Annotated in this window: 12 protein-coding genes and 1 pseudogene; 3 read left to right on the top strand and 10 right to left on the bottom strand. The window is 69.8% G+C overall.

Features of this window, described 5'->3' with window-relative positions:
• Window positions 1–41: 41 nt before the first annotated feature.
• The 6 genes from ASF44_RS22400 to ASF44_RS22375 all read right to left on the bottom strand — a co-directional run bounded on the left by ASF44_RS22400 (window position 42) and on the right by ASF44_RS22375 (window position 6,864).
• Window positions 42–1,283: a hypothetical protein gene (locus ASF44_RS22400; RefSeq protein WP_056901477.1), complete on the bottom strand. Its 1,242-nt coding sequence runs from the start codon at window positions 1,281–1,283 to the stop codon at window positions 42–44.
• Between the two features lie 102 nt (window positions 1,284–1,385).
• Window positions 1,386–2,138: a hypothetical protein gene (locus ASF44_RS22395; RefSeq protein ID WP_056901476.1), complete on the bottom strand. Its 753-nt coding sequence runs from the start codon at window positions 2,136–2,138 to the stop codon at window positions 1,386–1,388.
• Between the two features lie 2 nt (window positions 2,139–2,140).
• On the bottom strand, window positions 2,141–2,716 hold the full coding sequence (locus tag ASF44_RS22390; protein WP_056901475.1) for a hypothetical protein: 576 nt from the start codon (window positions 2,714–2,716) through the stop codon (window positions 2,141–2,143).
• Window positions 2,717–2,719: 3 nt separating this feature from the next.
• Window positions 2,720–2,995, bottom strand: a complete 276-nt coding sequence (locus ASF44_RS22385; RefSeq protein WP_056901474.1) for a DnaJ domain-containing protein — start codon at window positions 2,993–2,995, stop codon at window positions 2,720–2,722.
• A 93-nt stretch (window positions 2,996–3,088) separates the two neighbouring features.
• Entirely contained in the window at window positions 3,089–5,767 is a 2,679-nt protein-coding gene (locus tag ASF44_RS22380) for an AAA family ATPase (protein WP_056901753.1), read from the bottom strand.
• Window positions 5,767–6,864: a DNA repair exonuclease gene (locus ASF44_RS22375; protein WP_056901473.1), complete on the bottom strand. Its 1,098-nt coding sequence runs from the start codon at window positions 6,862–6,864 to the stop codon at window positions 5,767–5,769. The genes ASF44_RS22380 and ASF44_RS22375 overlap by 1 nt, the downstream gene beginning before the upstream one ends.
• 212 nt (window positions 6,865–7,076) lie before the next feature.
• On the opposite strand from ASF44_RS22375, the gene ASF44_RS22370 reads away from it, so the two are divergent.
• The 3 genes from ASF44_RS22370 to ASF44_RS22360 all read left to right on the top strand — a co-directional run bounded on the left by ASF44_RS22370 (window position 7,077) and on the right by ASF44_RS22360 (window position 12,085).
• Window positions 7,077–10,079, top strand: a complete 3,003-nt coding sequence (locus ASF44_RS22370; protein WP_056901472.1) for a response regulator — start codon at window positions 7,077–7,079, stop codon at window positions 10,077–10,079.
• A 153-nt stretch (window positions 10,080–10,232) separates the two neighbouring features.
• Window positions 10,233–11,447: a sorbosone dehydrogenase family protein gene (locus ASF44_RS22365; protein WP_235579311.1), complete on the top strand. Its 1,215-nt coding sequence runs from the start codon at window positions 10,233–10,235 to the stop codon at window positions 11,445–11,447.
• Window positions 11,444–12,085 (top strand): c-type cytochrome, encoded by a 642-nt coding sequence (locus tag ASF44_RS22360; protein WP_056901471.1) that lies wholly within the window; start codon window positions 11,444–11,446, stop codon window positions 12,083–12,085. The genes ASF44_RS22365 and ASF44_RS22360 overlap by 4 nt, the downstream gene beginning before the upstream one ends.
• Window positions 12,086–12,388: 303 nt before the next feature.
• On the opposite strand, the gene ASF44_RS22355 is transcribed toward ASF44_RS22360, so the two are convergent.
• From ASF44_RS22355 to ASF44_RS32010, 4 genes and pseudogenes are all read right to left on the bottom strand, one after another.
• Window positions 12,389–13,975 carry a CHASE2 domain-containing protein gene (locus ASF44_RS22355; RefSeq protein ID WP_056901470.1) on the bottom strand — a complete coding sequence of 529 codons (1,587 nt, stop codon included), beginning with the start codon at window positions 13,973–13,975 and terminating at the stop codon, window positions 12,389–12,391.
• A gap of 13 nt (window positions 13,976–13,988) precedes the next feature.
• Window positions 13,989–15,566 carry a M48 family metallopeptidase gene (locus tag ASF44_RS22350; protein WP_082524975.1) on the bottom strand — a complete coding sequence of 526 codons (1,578 nt, stop codon included), beginning with the start codon at window positions 15,564–15,566 and terminating at the stop codon, window positions 13,989–13,991.
• Window positions 15,563–15,883, bottom strand: coding sequence for a hypothetical protein (locus tag ASF44_RS32015; protein ID WP_156374634.1), 321 nt, complete (start codon window positions 15,881–15,883; stop codon window positions 15,563–15,565). The genes ASF44_RS22350 and ASF44_RS32015 overlap by 4 nt, the downstream gene beginning before the upstream one ends.
• A gap of 179 nt (window positions 15,884–16,062) precedes the next feature.
• A pseudogene (locus ASF44_RS32010) lies at window positions 16,063–16,197 on the bottom strand (IS481 family transposase); the annotation flags it as partial.
• Window positions 16,198–16,314: the final 117 nt, after the last annotated feature.

Here is a 16,314-nt window from a genome sequence, read left to right as displayed (position 1 = left end):
TCAGGCGGCCGACCGTGCAGCACTCGCCATGCAAGCGGCCATCACCCCACGATGTTGCACTCGCGCCGCAGCAGCGCCAGCGCATCGGCCGCGGCCTGCACGCGGTCGCTGCGCAACACGGGTTCGGCTTCCGCGATGAAGGCGTCCCACAGGTGCAGGTAGTCGCTGCGCAGCGCGACAGGCGCGTGCTGCACGATGAACTGCCTGGGCAACTCGGCATCCAGGCCGGACTTGCGGATCTTGCGGACCAGGCTGGCCGCGGCCTTCTCGGTCAGCAGCGTGGCATGTTTGCCCTGCGCCGCGATGCACAGGAACAGCGTCAGCAGCGAACTGTCGTCGCTGTGGCCCTCGGTGGCCTTGTGCCACAGGGCGCTGTTGCTGCGCTCGAAGTGGTCCAGGTCGGCCATGGCGTCCTCGGACCAGAAGTAGCGGCCCAGGAAGGCCGGCGTCTGGTCGAAGAGCTTGCGCACGCCGAGCGTGGCATCCAGGATCCTGGGCAGGTCCTGCACCACCGAAGCCTGCACCGACTGCACTGCGTCGACGAAGGGCGCGGGCAGGTCCTTGGGCAGGGAGATGGGCACCTGCGCCACCTGCGCGGCCTGGCCGTCCGCGGGCCGCGCGTACTTCCTGCGCAGGCCCAGCACCATCTTCTCGAAGCCGGCCCAGTCGGGCATGGCGCTGCGCCGGCAGGCCCGCACCAGCAGGGCCGTGCGCACCACGGCTTCGGCGTCCTTGCCGGCATCTTCCAGGTCGTCGGCGTCCAGGCCCAGCTGCGCCGCCATCCAGACGGCCGCATCCACCAGGGTCGTGGCATGGCTGCGCGCGGCGCGCTCGGCCTGGTACTCGGGCAGGCTGCGCAGCGTCCACCTGGCCAGCAAGGGGATGTGCTTGTCTTCGAAGACGCCGTGCTCCTGCATGCCGAAGTGGCTGCTCTGGGGCATGGCGATCAGCGCCTTGAGCATGTCCGAGCCGCCCTTGGAGCGCGACAGCAGGCTGTGGTCGCGCAGGGACTGCGCCGCCAGGTCGAGGTCGCCGCCGCAGGAGTGCTCCAGGTACAGGCTCACGAGGTTGACCAGCCGCTCCCGGGCCATCTCCAGGTCGGGGCGCAGGTACTCGGTGCCGAAGTAGCGCGCGATCTGCACCATGCCCTTGGGCGCCTCCTGGCACATCGCGGCCAGCTTTTCGGGCGCGATGATCCCGTGGCGCACGCCGTGCTGCAGGGCCTTCTCGAAGAAGGGCCGCTCGTCGAACAGCGCGACGGCCTGGGCGGGGACGTCAGTCATCTCGCAGGCCCATGGCGCTGCGCGCCGTCGACGGCGCGTGGGTTCGGCCAGCAAGCCGTTGTGCCGAAGGCCGCTGGGCTGGCCATGCCACGGCGTGGTCCATCAGATCGCAGACTCTTCGTCGTCGTCGCGCGCCGCCGGCGTGCCGCGGCCGCGGTCGGTGTCGCGGGTTTCCACGCGCGTGTCCTGTTCCTCCTCGGCCTCTTCCTCCTCGTCCAGGCCGAGGTGCTGGGCGCGCGCCTGGGCACGCATGACCAGCAAGGTTTCCGTGAACAGGTCCGGGCACTCGTAGCGCATGCGCCAGGCCAGCTCCATCCAGTCCTGGTCGGCCACCTCCTCCAGCTCGACCCTGGGGCTGGCATAGGCCGAGGCCAGCAGCGCCGTCTCCGACAGCATCTCGCCGTCTTCCTCGACGGTGTCGAAGGTGCCGCTGCGGGCGAAGGCCTCGATGCGGGCCCACTTCTCGGCGAAGTAGTTGGCCATGGCCTCGCTGCCGCCCTCCAGGTCGCCCACGGCGGTCAGGAAGGCCACCGGGTCGGCGTCCTCGCGGAAGACGATGGCGTTGACCATGCCGCGCAGGTGCGTGTGGGTGAGGTCCTTGTAGCGCTTCTCGATGACGATGGCGTGCGCGAACTGCTCCGGTGTGACCAGCAGGCTCACGACCGACTCGCGGGACGGGTCGTACTCGCGCATCACCGCCAGGATGTCCTTGGGCGCCAGCTGGTCCAGCACCACCATGAGCGCCGCGTCGCCCTCGGCGTCGGCCAGTTCGGTGAGGGCGGATTCGGCGCCGGCGATGTCGCCCGCGGCAATCAGGCTCTGGGTCTTCTCGATCAGGGCAAGGTGGTGGTCCATGTTCAGTCCTTGCGGTCGAAGCCTTGGTCGGCCAGCCAGTCGGCGCGGGCCTCCTCGCGGCTCTGGGCGTCGGCGTCGTCCAGGTCGTCGGCCGACAGGGGTTGGCGGCCGTCCGCGTTGTCGTCAGGATCCTGGTCGGTGTCGGTGTCCTGCGCATCGTCGCCGTCGTCCATGCCGGCGCCGGCGTGCCGGGGGCTGCCGGCCATGTATTCCAGCGCGGCGGCCACGCTCAGGAAGTTGTCGCCGGCGGCCTGCTCGCGCAGCATCTGGACCGTGGCCGTGGCCCAGGGGGCGACGTCGATGGTCTGGCGCAGGCTCTCCCACGCGGGCAGGTCGTCGGGCTCGCAGGCCAGCAGGCGGTCCATGGCCGGCGCGGACGTGAAGCGGAAGGCCTTGTGCAGCACCACCGCCACCATCTCGGGGCTGGCTTCCAGCATGTGGACCAGGAACCCGAGCTCGCCGCGCCGCTCGGCCAGCCGCCGGTCCAGCACGAACTGTCCCTCGGAGTCGTGGCGCATGTCGTCCAGTTCGGCCAGGTAGGCCGAGCGCAGGTTGTGGAAGAAGGGGGAGACGTGCATCGGCTAGATCAGCTTGTGGAAGTAGTCCGCCCAGATCCCGCGGGCTGTTTCCAGCGGATCGTCGAGCAGGTTGCGCTTGCGGTTGTTGTCGTAGGCCTCGCGTTTGGCGGTATCGCCGAGGACGTCATAGGCCTCCTGGACGGCGCGAAAGCGCGTGGCGGCATCGGGTGCGGTGCTGCGGTCCGGGTGGTGGAGGGCGGCCTGGTGGCGGTAGGCCTTCTTGATGTCCGCCAGGCTTGCGCCACTGCCGACACCCAGGGCGAGATAGTGGTCTTGCATGCGGTGTCTTCCTGCGGTTCGCGGTTCACGGCGAACCGCAAAAGGCGGCGATTGTAGGAGGGCGCGGCCATCCGCGCCGCCGCGGGCCTTGGATCAGCCGCCGCCGTCCAGGGTGCGCACCGCCACGCCCATGTCGCGCCACAGCGCGGGGTGGCAGGTGAACAGCAGCACCTGGTGGCGCTGGGCCGCGTCGAACAGCACGCGCTTCATGCTGGCCAGGCGCTCGCTGTCGCTGTGCACGAGCGCGTCGTCCAGGATCAGCAGCGTGGGCCGGCCGGCCTGCTGCAGCAGGTCGGCGTAGGCGAAGCGGCTGATCAGGCCCAGCTGCTCGCGCGCGCCGAAGCTCAGGGCATCCACCGCGCCGGATTCGGCCGCGCCTGCCGCCCCGGCCGTGCGCGGCCGCGTCAGCAGCGCGGGGGCCAGCTGCTCGTCGATCTGCATGCTGGCGCCGGGCAGCAGCAGCGGCAGGTAGTGCTGCAGGCGCTGTGCCAACGGCGCCTGCAGCCGGGCCAACGTGGCCTGGCGGCGGGCCTGCAGGCGTTCGCAGAGCAGGTCGAGCGCGGCGGCGCGGCGCTGCAGTTCCTGCTGGCGGCGCAGCGCGCGCTGCAGTTCGCCGGCCAGCGCCGCGCGTTGCTCCTCCAGGCCCTGGGCGCCGGCCTGCTGCAGCGCGCTGTGCAGCACGAGGATCTGCTCGTGCCGCTGCTGGTGGCTCGCGCGCAGCTGCGCGGTGCTGCGCGCCAGCCGCGCGATGTCCTGCGCCACGATGTCGGGCCGGGCCGATTGCAGGCCGGCTGCCGTCTGCGCCACGCGCGCGTCGAGTGCCTGGTGCTCGGCCTGGGCCTGCAGCAGCTGCTGTTGCGCGGCCTCCTGCTGGGCGCTGCGTTCGGGCGCGGCCAGCCGGGCCTGTGCGGCCTGCAGTTCGGTGCGCGCGGCATCGCGCCGGCTGCTGGCAGCGGCCTGCCGGGCCTGTGCCTGCGCATGGGCTTCGCGCGCGGTGGCCAGGGCCTGCTGCGCGGCCTGCTCGGCCGCTGCGGCATGGGCCGCGGGAATGGCTTCGGACGCGGTGCCGGGCAGCGCGCCAGGCATCGAGGCCGGCAGGCGGGCGAGGGCGGCTTCGGCCGCCTGCATGCGGGCCTGCACCTGCGCGCAGGCGGTGTGCAGCGCGTCCAGCCCCTGCGGCGCGACGATGGCCAGCGCCTGCTCGGCCAGCTGCACGGCGCCCTGGGCGGCGCTGCAGGCCGCGAGCCGGGCCTCGGCCTCGGCCAGGTCGGCCAGTCCCAGCGCGGCCAGGGCCTGCTGCAGCCGGTGGCTGGCCTCGCGGTCGTTGCGGGCCAAATCGGCCAGGTCCTGGCCGCCGGGCGTGATGCGCAGTTCGCCGCCGCCGGGCAGGCGCACCAGGGCCGGGGCGGCCAGCAGCAGTTCGCCCTGGTCCTCGAGCGGGCGGTCGTCAAGGTGCAGGCCCTGGCCGGGCGGCAGCCGCCAGGCCAGCCGCGTGGCCACGGCCTGGTGGCGCAGCGCGGCCTGTTCGCGCGCCTGCACCAGCGTGCGCAGCTGCTGCAGCTGCCTGGCGGTGATGGCCGGCTGCGCGGCGGCCTGGGCGCGCTGCGCCGCGAGTTCGGCATGGGCGGCCTCGCCGCGCTGCAAGGCCTGGGCGGCGCGCGCGGCGTCGGCGCTGGCCTGCTCCAGCTGCTGCTGCAGGCTGTCGCGCAGCGCCTGTTGCTGGGCGGCCTGGGCCAGCAGCTGGGTGGCTTGCGCGCGCCCCTGGGCCGCGTCGACGCGCTGTTGCGACTGCGCCGCCGCGGTATCGGCCGACTGCGCCGCCGCCTCGGACTGGGCCAGCGCGGTCTGGCGCCGAGCCAGGTCGTCTTCCTGCTGGGCGAACGAGGCCAGGCGCTGTCCCAGCAGCTCGCGCGTGCGGGCCAGGTCCGCCAGGCGCTGGCGGTCTTCGCCGAGCTGGCGCGCGCTGGCGTCCAGCGCGGCCTGCAGCGTGCGCGCCTGGGCCAGCTCGCGCTCCAGCGCGTCCCAGGGCTGCTGGGCCGCATCCAGCGCGTGCGCGCGGCGCAGCGTGTCGAGCCGGTCGACCTGCTCGCGGTAGTGCGCGATCTGCGCGTCCAGCGCGGCGATGTCGGCCTGGTGCCGGGCCACCGCGTCGATGGCCTCCCGGTGGTCGCCGGTGGGCTTGCCCGTGGCGGTCAGCAGTTCGGCCCGGTCCTTGCGCAGCCGCTCCAGCAGCGCGTCGCCGCCGGTCGCGGCCAGTGCGCCCGCGGTCTCGCCCTGGCCCTGCAGCGCGTCGTGCAGGTGCTCGCGCGCGTGCCGGACCTCCAGGTCCTGCCCGCTGCCCTGTTCCACCCACAGCAGCCCCGGGATGCCCCAGTGCTCGGGCTTGCTCGCGCCCTTGCCGGCGTAGGCGTAGCCGAACAGCTGGGCCAGGTGGTCCTCTGCGTCGGTGCCTTCGAGCTGGCGCGTGCCGACCGCCAGCACGCAGCGCTTCTTGCCCAAGAAGCTCTTGACCAGGCGGTGCGGCTGGCCCGCGAGTTCGAAGTCGATCTCCACGCGCGGCGCGGCGCCGCTGCCATCGGTCCATGGCCGCAGGTCGTCGACCATGCTGGACTTGTGGCGCTCGAAGAAGGCCGCGCGGATGGCGCGCACCAGCGTGCTCTTGCCGGCCTCGTTGGGGCCGGCCAGGATGTTCAGGCCGGTGGTGAAGCCGGCCAGTTCGAACGGGGCGTGGAAGCGGCGCAGCTGCTCGACGCGCAGGCGGGTGATCTGCATCATGCGCGCTCTGCCAACAGGCCCGCCAGCAGGGCCAGCGCGTCCTGCGCCGTCTCGTTCTCGCCCTGCGCGCGCAGCTCGGCGATCACCTCGCCGAGGTAGCCGTCGGCCTGCAGCGCGGCGATGTCGGCGTCGGTGGGCACCAGGCGCAGCGCGGCCTGGTCGGCCTGCAGGTGGCGCACGCGGGCCTCTGCCGCACCGAGGCCTGCCTGCAGCCGCGTGCGCGCGGCCAGGTCCAGCTGGCCGCGCAGGCGCAGGTCGACCACGTGCTGCGGTGTCAGCGCCGCGAGCCGCTCCAGCAGCAGGTCCAGGTCGCTGTCGACCTGCAGCGCCGCGTCGACCTGCTGCCAGCGGAACTGGCCGACGGGGACGGTGCGCACCTGCGGTTCGGCGCCGGGCGCGGCGATGTCCACCAGCAGCGCCTGGCCTGCGTCGTTCGCGCGGAAGCGGTCGGGTTCGGGCGTGCCGGCATACCAGGTGCGCGCGTCGATGGCCTTGGTGCCATGCCAGTCGCCCAGGGCCAGGTAGTCGAGCCGCGCGCGCGCGGCGCGGTCCGGCGCGATCGGGTTGGCCGAATCGATGTCCTCGGCCAGGATGCCCTGCACGCTGCCATGCGCGATGCCGATGCGCAGCAGGCCGGCCGGTGTCTCGGCGGTGTCGAACCAGGCCGTGAGGTCGTGGTGCGTGTGGCGCTGGGTCAGCGGCGCGGGCAGGGCGGCGAAGCCCTGGGCCTCGAACAGCTGCACGCCAGGCTCCAGCAGCAGGTGGGCGTTCGGCGGCACGGCGTCCAGGCGCTGGGCGCGGCTCCAGACGTTCTCGGCCAATGCCGCGTCGTGGTTGCCGGGCAGCAGCAGCCAGGGACCGGCGAAGCCGGCCAGCGCGTTGAACAGCCGGCGCACGGTGCGCTCGGAAACGGTCTGGGCGTCGAACACGTCGCCGGCCACGAGCACGGCGTCCACGCGCTCGGCCGTGGCCAGCGCCGCCAGGCGCGCGACGGCCTGCAGCCGGGCCTCGGCCAGCATGGGTGCGTTGTCGGGGGAAAGGGTGGCGAACTGGCGGCCGATCTGCCAGTCGGCCGTGTGCAGGAAGCGGGGCATGGGCGCGGATTGTGCCGTGCGGGTGGCCCGGCCCGGGCCGGGCCGCGCCGCATCCGCACGGCCCGTTGCGGAGCGGAAAGCCGGCGCTACCATGGCCCGTCGCGGCGGCACCGTGCCCGCTGCCCTGTCCGGCCCTTCCAGCCGTCGTGGCGAGCGTCCCTGCGCGCGACCGTTGGAACGTCCTGTAACCGTTGCGCGCATGAGGGGGCGACATGGCAGAGCGATCTGCAGGCGATTTTCTGGGCCACGGCACGGCCGCGGCGCGCATCCGCGAGATCGACTGGGCCGCCACGCCCGTCGGTGCGATGGCGCATTGGTCCGACGGCCTGCGCAGCGTGCTGGGCACGATGCTGCGCGCACGCCAGCCCATGGTGCTGCTGCTGGGCCCCGAGCTGGTGCAGCTCTACAACGACGCCTACATCGAGCGCGGCCTGGGCCGCCATCCCTGGCAGATGGGCACCCGCGCCGCCGACACCTGGCCCGAGACCACCGGGGTGCAGGCCGCGCAGTTCGCGTCGGTGCTGCGCGAGGGCACGCCCGCGTTCCAGCGCGACACGCTGTTTCCGCTCGTGCGTGCGGGCCGGCTCGTCGACACCTACTGGTCCTACGACTGCACGCCCTTCATCGACGCCCAGGGCACGGTGCAGGGCATCGTGCTCACGCCGATGGAGACCACGCAGCGTGTGCTGGCCGCGCGGCGCGCGGCGGCGCTGCAGGCGTTCTCGGCCGCCCTGGGCGGCGCCCGCGTGGCCGCCGAGCTGCCCGACCTGGCCACGCAGGCCTTCGCGCAGAGCACGCGCGACGCGACGCGGCTGAGGTGCCACCGCACGCCGCGCGCACGTTTCGCGCCCGAGCCGTGGTCCGCCGCCGGGCTGCCGGCCGGGGCCGGCGACCGGGCCCTGCAGGACTGGATCGCCGCCGAGCCCGGCCGGTGGGACCGCCTGCGCGCCGGCGAGGACGTGCACGACGGCAGCACCGTGCTGGTGCCGCTGGCCGACAGGGCGGACGCCGACGCGGTCCTGTTCGCCGCCTTCACGCTGGACCCGCGCCTGCCGCTGGACGAGCCGTGCCGCCAGTACCTGCTGCAATCGACCCGGCACATCGCCCAGGCCTTCGACCGCATCGAGGCCGAGTCGGCGCGCGCCGCCAGTGCCAGCGAACTGGAGGCGCTGCTGATGGAGGCCCCGGTCGGCGCGGCCATGCTGGCCGGCCCGCTGCTGGTCTTCACGCTGGCCAACCGCATGTACCGCCACTACGTGGGCAAGCGCGACCTGATCGGCAAGACCTTCGAGCAGGCCTTTGCCGAGACCATGGACACGGCGCTGCCCGGCATCCTGCACGCGGCCTACGACAGCGGCGTGCCCTATGTGAGCCCGGAGACGCTGATCCCGCTGGACAAGCGCGGCAACGGCGTGCTGGAGCAGTGCTGGTTCCAGTTCAACCTGCAGCCGCTGCGTACGCTGCAGGGCGACGTCTACGCGCTGATGGCCATCGTGATCGACCTGACCGAGCAGGTGCGCGCGCGCCACGCCGTGCAGGACCGCGCGGCGCAGCTGGAGAAGACCGTGCGCGCCCGCACGCGCCTGCTGCAGGATGCCAACCTGGCGATGGGCAATGCCAACGACGCGCTGAAGGCGGCGGTGGACCGCACGCGCAACGTGACCGAGATGGTGCCCGGCCGCATCGCCTACTGGGATGCCGACCTGCGCTGCCAGTTCGCCAACCAGCGCTTTTGCGACTGGGTGGGCAAGCGGCCCGACGAGGTGCTGGGCCTGCAGGCGTCGGCGCTGTACTCGGCCGACACCCTGGAGCGCACGCGCCTGTTCGTCGAGGGCGCGCTGGCCGGCGTGCCGCAGCATTTCGAGACGCGCGCGGTGCGGCCCGACGGCAGCGTGGTCTACAGCCAGGTCGACTACGTGCCCGAGCGCTCCACCGCGCCACGGCGGCCGGGCTTCTACCTGATGTCCATCGACATCACGCCGCTCAAGGAGGCCGAGTTCGCGCTGCGCGACGCCAATGCCGACCTGGCCCGTTCGCGCGATGCCGCCGAGGCCGCCAGCCGCACCAAGAGCGCCTTCCTGGCCAACATGAGCCACGAGATGCGCACGCCGCTCAACGCCATCATCGGCATGACGCACCTGCTCTCGCACCGCGCCGCCGACGCCGACCAACTGCGCAAGCTGGGCCAGGTGGACACCGCGGCCAAGCACCTGCTGGGCCTGATCTCCGACGTGCTGGACCTGTCCAAGATCGAGGCGGGCAAGCTGGTGCTCGAGCGCAGCGACTTCCTGCTGGCCAACGCTGTGGACTGGGCGCTGGACATGGTGCGCGGCGCCGCCCAGGCCAAGGGGCTGGCGCTGCGGCGCGAGACCGCCGCCCTGCCGACCAGCGTGCGCGGCGACGCGATGCGGCTGTCGCAGATCCTCATCAACCTGCTGTCCAACGCCGTCAAGTTCACCGAGCGCGGCAGCGTGTCGCTGCGTGGCCACGTGCTGCAGATGCAGGCCGGCCGCTACCAGGTCTGCTTCGAGGTGCAGGACACCGGCGTGGGCATCGCGCCATCGCAGCAGGCCCACCTGTTCGGCGCCTTCGAGCAGGCCGACAGCTCGATCACGCGGCGCCATGGCGGCACCGGCCTGGGCCTGGCGCTGTCGCGCCAGCTGGCGCGCGCCATGGACGGCGATGCCGGCGTGGAAAGTCAGCCCGGCGTGGGCAGCACCTTCTGGTTCAACGTCTGGCTGGAGGATGCGCGCGGCGACGGCAGCTTCGCCGCGCTGGGCGCCGCCGCGCAGGACAGGCCCGTCCACATCGCCGACCTGGAGGAGCAGCTGCGCCGCCAGCACCGGGGCCGCAGCGTGCTGCTGGCCGAGGACAACGCCGTCAACCGCGAGGTCGGCGTGGCCCTGCTCGAGCACGTGGGCCTGCGCGTGGCCACCGCGGCCGACGGCGAGGAGGCCGTGGCCATGGTGCGCGCGGGCGGCCACGACCTCGTGCTCATGGACATGCAGATGCCGCGCATGGACGGCCTGGAGGCCACCCGCGCCATCCGCGCCGAGATGAACGCCGTGCCCATCGTGGCGATGACGGCCAACGCCTTCGTCAACGACCGCCATGCCTGCCTGCAGGCCGGCATGGACGACCACGTGGCCAAGCCCGTGAACCCCCGGCTGCTGTACGCCGCGTTGCTGCGCTGGCTGCCCGGGCCGGTGCGCTGAGCCGCGGACCGCACCGCGCCGGCAGGGCGGACCGGCGGGTTGCAATTCGCGCGAGAGTTGTTACAAATTCGGGGGATTACCCGACTGTCTGACGAGCGGGCTGGTATGACATGTTCGAGGCCGGGAACAGTTTTGCCACAACGAGAGGAGACCATGAACCACGCCATGATCCGCGCTGCAGCCCGCGCTGTCTGCGCCGCCACCGTATTGCTGGCCGGCAGTGCCGCCTGGGCCCAGCAGAAGGCCGAGGAGGAACCGGGCTGGGCCAAGGGCCGGCCCAAGACCGACACCGCCATGCGCATGGCGCCGGTGCCGGCCTTCCCGATCCCCACGGCCGTCGACCAGCTGCCCACCAAGAAGCTCAAGCTGCCGCCGGGCTTCAAGGTCGAGACCTTCGCCTCGGGCCTGCTCGACGCGCGCGGCCTGCGCCAGGGCGAGAAGGGCACCATCTTCGTCAGCACGCTGTTCGTGGGCAACAAGGTCTATGCGCTGCCGGCCGACGGCAAGGGCCAGGCCAAGACCATCATCGACAAGATGCCCTTCGCCACCGGCATCGAGTTTCACAAGGGTGCGCTGTACGTCGCCACCAACACGAAGATCCTGCGCTACGACAACGCCGAGGCCAACCTGGACAACCTGGGCGAGCCCAAGGTGCTCTACGACAAGCTGCCCGGCGGCACCGACCACAGCTGGAAGTACCTGCGCATCCGCGACGACAAGCTCTACTTCGCCATCGGCGCACCGTGCAACATCTGCGACCCGGGCGAGTACGCCAAGATCTACCGCATGAACCTGGACGGCACCGGCATGGAGACCGTGGCCGCGGGCGTGCGCAACACGGTGGGCTTCGACTTCAACCCCAAGGGCGGGCAGCTCTGGTTCACCGACAACGGGCGCGACTGGCTCAGCGAGGAGATCCCCAACGACGAGCTCAACGTGGTGACCGGGCCGAACCAGCACTTTGGCTACCCGTTCTGCCACCAGGGCAACATCTCCGATCCCGAGTTCGGCTGGGGCAAGGACTGCACGGGCAGCGAGTTCGCCAAGCCCGCGGCGCTGCTGGGCCCGCACGCCGGCTCGCTGGGGCTGAAGTTCTACACCGGCAAGATGTTCCCGGCCAAGTACCAGGGCGCCATGTTCATCGCGCGGCACGGCCCCTGGAACCGCACCGTGAAGTACGCCGACGTGTCCGTCGCCTGGCCCGACGGCAAGGGCGGCGCCAAGGTCGAGCCCTTCATGACGGGCTTTGTCGAGAACAACGGCTACCTCGGCCGGCCGGTGGACTTCATGGTGATGAAGGACGGCTCGCTGCTGGTCTCCGACGACCACGCGGGCGCGATCTACCGCATCACCTACGCCGGCAAATGACGCGCCGGGCCAGCCTGAAGCCAGCCCGGATCGCCCAGGCGCTGATGGCGCTGTTGCTGCCCCTGGCGGCGGCGGCCCAGCAGCCGCCCGCCGGTGGCAACGCCTACGCACAGCGCTATGCCGGCCTGTGCGCGGCCTGCCACGGCGCCAATGGCCGCAACGACATGGCGCTGACGCCCGCGCTGGCCGGCCAGCATTCGTTCTACGCGATCACGCAGCTGTTCCTGTTCCGCGAGGGCCGGCGCAGCAACGAGGCCATGACGGCGATCGCCAAGACCCTCAACGACGCCGACCTGCGCGGCTTCTCCGAATACATCGCCAGCTTGCCGCCCGTGCCGGCGCCGCCGCCGGCCACGCCGCCCGAAGCGGCGCGCATGGCCAGGGGCCAGTCGCTCGCGCAGGAACACAAGTGCTTCGCCTGCCACGGCGCCGACCTGTCCGGCGGCCAGCAGGTGCCGCGCATCGCGCAGCAGCGCGAGGACTACCTGCAGATGACGCTGCAGGAGTTCAAGTCCGGCAAGCGCCCCGGCTACACCATGGCCATGGGCGAGGCCGTGGGCCGCATCCCGGTCGAGGACCTGGACACGCTGGCGTACTTCATTGCGCGCTTTGCGCCTGGGACGCCGGTGCGCAAGTAGGTGACGGTCGAGCGCTTTCGGCCAGTAGCGGACATCGGTTGCAGGGGCCGCCAACGACAGCTTCGCCTCGCTGCGGACCTTGAAATCCCAGCTGTGGTGCTGGCACTCGTGATGCATGCCGCTCATGAAAACCGCGTACGTTAAATCTGGCACCAATAGCTTTGGGCGCCTATGCGGGGTAGTGCTCAAATCGGCGTCGGCGCGAACATTCGTGGCACGCTTTGGTGTCATTCACGGCACTCAATCCTTGCAACAGCCGGTACCGGGAAATGCTCGTAAACCGAGGGACTTAAACCGGTTCGCTCAGCGAACAGGCGTTCGAGATCTTCGAGGCTTTGCCGGCGGGCTGCGGGCATCGTCGCTCCACGTGCGCCAGGGGCTAGCAGTGAAGAGCGCGTACCACCATTCGTGTCCACGCACCGCGACACGCTCGCCGATCTGCAGGAAGCTCGCAAGGAAAGGAAAAAGCACGTAGTCGACGATGGACAGGGGCCCCTGCCTAAATCCGTAGTAGCCAACCACAAACAGCGCGAGCGCCAGCAGTGCACCGCTGCCATCCAGCTTCAGTCGCGTGCTAAGTGCCACCGATGATCGGGGGCGGCTGGTCGTTGGGGCGTTACGCCGCCTCCACCCGGTGCCAACAAGGACAGGGAGCGCGGCGAAAAAGAGGAGATGACCTGTGGTCGGGGGGCGGGCGGCGGCTGCGCCTGTGTGAGGCAGGTCTGGCGGGTTGGCTTGCCTCAGAACGTAGCGGCGAACCCCAAAGTAGGCTGTCAGGGTCACCACGCTCAGGTAGACGAACAGATTCCCGCCAACGTCGAGGAAGCCATCGGCCACCTGCCGATAGCGGCCGTCGAAGGCGAGCAGGTTGTCCAATGCCATGGCATGGGCGTGGACCCCGGGAAGTCGGCCGTGGACTGGCGAAAGCACGTGGTCGGAACCTAGGGCAGAGTCTTCGCCGACCATGACGATGCGGCCCTTGATCGCCTTGCCCAGCTCCTCCTCGTTGAAGAACTCTCCGTTGAATGAGCGCAGCGGAACGACTCGGTGGAAAGGGCACAGCTGAGGCTTGTACACCAGCGAAACGCCCGGAACACTTGCCCATCCCAGATCCGCGCGGCACAAGCTGACGGTGCCGACCTCCGCCGCTCTCCTCATGATCCGCTCGTTGCTCTCGTGGCCGGATGCCGGCCAGATCACAGCCATCGGCCGCGACTGCTTCTCGCTGCACCGATGGGGCTGAAGGTGGCAGTAGATGGACGCTGCTGCAGACCCAGGCTTCGATGTCTGTAGGTCGGGAACATTTGGACCCAGAAGAACCGGATAGCGCCATTGCAGTTGATCCACGTTGTCCGGCGTGATGTGCGCATGAACGAACGTGACGCAGCTCTTGCCGGCCGTGCCTGGGCCGCCGGAGGAATGCGGCCTCAGCACGCTCGAGTTCAACAGCGCCTGTTCGACCCGGGACCGGATCTTGCCCGTGAACGCGACGAACACACGGACATCCTGCTGTGCTGCCCTGCAAACGGCGTCGATGAAGGGCTGGATGTCCTCGCGGCGCCTGTTGTTCAGGAACGCAAAGTCCAAGAACAGCGCGCGAGGCTTGAGGCTGACGATGGCGTCGATGCGATTGGCTAGAAAGTCGGCAGGAAGCGGGAGGTCAACAAAGAACGACTGCAGATCCCTTTCTGCGACGGTGATGACGGTGATGTCCTCTGCAGCCTTTTCTGGATACGGCAGAAACGGCAGTAGGACCCTCGCTGCGGCTCGTTGCATGGACCCGGTCGGCAGGATGCTCCCCAGTACCCAGCCAAAGCCGACGCCGATGACGACCGTCACAGCGGCTACCCACAGGTTCCACCGCAGCCGCGTGCGGTTCAGCTGAAGCATGCTAGGCCGCCGCTCAGATCTTCAGTGCCTTTTCGCAGGCCGAACGCATCTGGGCCTCGTTGCGGCGGCAATCTTCCAGGACCGATGCGGCCTCGTCCTTGAGACCCACGCGCGAGTACCAGGAAATCAGCCGAGGATAGGCCGATGGCGCGTTCTGGAAGTCACGCAAAGCCTTTCGGCCGATGGCAGCGAGTTCCTTCGGGTTGCGGCCAGAGTAAAACTGCGCGGACGACTCGACAGAGTTCCAGATGGGCTCGCTAGCCGCAAGGCTCCGCCTCAAAGCTGGCTCGCGTTCAGCAGGACGCGCTTTGGCTTGCGCTTCGAAAAGCAAGTAGTTAGGTAAGGCGTGCGACGCTATCGGCCCGCCGCTCGTCAGCTTGCGCAAGGCGGCAACCGCGGCCGCTGGCTGCAACGCAAGGATCTGGCTCCGTGCCCGGAAGGCCTCCCGGTAGCCGTCGAGGGTGCCCTTGACGTCAGGCATGGTCATTACCTGGCGATGGCTTGTGACTTGAGCATCCGGCGCGTCGATGTTGTCGTTGTAAGCCTTCTCGATGTAGCCGTTGAGCTCGCGCAGCCGGTTCGTGCCGTCCTCGTGGCTGCGTCCCACATCTTCAAGCAAGTCCTTGAGCGCCCCGTCGGCGGCTTTGCGCACGGACGCCTCGACCTTTCCTTGCGCGGCAAGGGCATCGATGGTCGCCTGGCGTTGTGAAGCCAACTCCTGACGGACCGCGCGCTGCTGATCGTCGTAGGCCGCAACCTTGGCCAGCCAAGCCTGCATGCCGTCCGAGAAGCTGTACCCGGCGCGCATCAAGAGGTCCGTGCCGAGCCTGTCGGCTTCGGCTTCCTGGCGGCGCCCCCACGCCGGATGAAGCGCCCGGTCGTTGAGTTTGACCAGGAAGTTCATTTTGTCGAGCGTGGCTTTCTGGGATGGCGTCAGCGCTTTGCCGCCGCCGAAATCTCCCTCCATGGCGCGGTCTAGCGCGTTGCGCACCATGGCCGTGTCTTCGAAATACGACATGGCTTGCTTCGTGAACCGGCCAAACCAACTGCTGTCGTGGTGGCGCAGCAGCACATGGGAGAGTTCGTGGGCGAGCAGCGCCGCAAGTTGGTCCTCGTTGTCCAGATTGCGGAAGTACCCCAGCGACACATAAACATTGCCGTCGGCCGTGGCCGCTGCATCGAGCTGATCGTTCGCGACCACGTAAACCTTGCCGGGAATCTGAGAGGCTCCGCTTGCGCTCTTGAGCTTCTCCAAAACCGCATTGGCGTATTGCGTCAGACGTGGCACCGCGACGATGCCGTGGCTGACCCGCATGTTGGCGATGTCGCGCTCGTCCCCAATGGCCTCGTTTGATTTTGCGTACGGGCAGGGTGGGAGCTTACTGATCATGGGTTTGGCATCGAGCCCCTCGGCCATATCCCGTGTTTTCTCCCACATGGTCGACAGCGCACCGGCATCGCAGGCGGGACGCTTTGTCTGCTCAGATGAATTTGAGCCGGTGGTCGTCGCGGCGCAGCCGCTAAGAATAGCGGCCAGCGCGGCGGCTGCGAAGGCTGTCTGATGCATCGTCGCGCGGGACTGCGGGGTCACTTGGACGCGGCCTGGCGGCAGTTTGCGTTGGCGTGGCGCGTGCCGGCGGAGATGATGGTGTTGGGGTCCACCGTGCTGCACTCTATATCCACCTTTGCAGCCTCCTTCATACGGTGGGACTTGATCCAGTACTCCCGGTCCTGGTAGACGATCCGGGAAGCGTTGCCGACCCTTTCTGCACGCGTGACGCTCACCCCTGGCGGCAGGGTTTCAGGCTTTGCACGCTGTTCGAAGCGTTGGTCCTGGTAAAGCTCGACCGTGACACCAGTGACCGGTTCAAGCTGAACCGCGAACGACAGTGGTACCAACCCGAACATCAGTGCAAACCCCGAGAACGCCCCTCTAGCCATGGTTTCCCCTGCCCTCGAAACAAGTGTTGAGGAATTCTGTGCGATTTGCCACTAATGTCACAAGCTCCGTTACATATCTGGCCGATGCGTCCCCGCGCCCTTGCACCGCGGGCAGCCTACCGAAGCGCGTGCAGGAGCATGTGGCGCTAGTTGTAGTTTCTCAGGACGTTGTTCCCGTCAAAGCCGAGTCTGGAGGCGGGAGGTTGGTGCGAGACGGCGGAGTGCGGCCGATGGAAGTTGTAGTGCTGCATCCAGGGCTGCAACTCAGCCGTTCGGACGTCTGGCAGGCCTTCTGCGCGCTAATCGTGCACCCCAAGACGCAGGAGCGCATCCTGGGCCTGCTGAACACCGGCAAGAAGACGCAGGAGCGCATCCTGGGCCTGCTGAACACCGGCAAG

It is taken from the genome of Pseudorhodoferax sp. Leaf274 (assembly GCF_001422445.1).
GTDB lineage: Bacteria > Pseudomonadota > Gammaproteobacteria > Burkholderiales > Burkholderiaceae_C > Pseudorhodoferax.
This window is presented reverse-complemented; position numbering and strand designations above follow the sequence as displayed.